Annotated in this window: 1 pseudogene; it reads left to right on the forward strand. The window is 57.3% G+C overall.

The window, feature by feature from the left end:
• Positions 1–321, forward strand: a pseudogene (locus HK23_RS14130) (threonine--tRNA ligase); the annotation flags it as partial.

A 321-nucleotide genomic window follows, 5' to 3' on the forward strand; every position in this document is an offset into this window, starting at 1 on the left:
CATGACGCGGCGCATATTCTGGCTCAGGCGATCAGCGAACTGTTTCCGGGCACTCTGTTTGCGACCGGACCCGCTACTGAAAGCGGCTTTTACTACGATGTCGGGCCGGAAGAGCCGATCACGGCGGACGATTTGCCCCGGATCGAAGCCCGCATGCATGAAATCGTTGATCGCAATGAACCAATCGTCCGCGAGGTGTGGGACCGGGAGAGTGCACTTTCCTGGTGTTGCGAACAGGGCCAGCACTACAAAACCGAGATCATCAACGCACTCCCGGCTGATGCTGTTCTGACGTTCTATCGACAGGGTGATTTCGTGGAC

Origin of the sequence: Acetobacter malorum, assembly GCF_002153605.1 — a bacterium.
GTDB classification, from domain to species: Bacteria; Pseudomonadota; Alphaproteobacteria; order Acetobacterales; family Acetobacteraceae; genus Acetobacter; species Acetobacter malorum_A.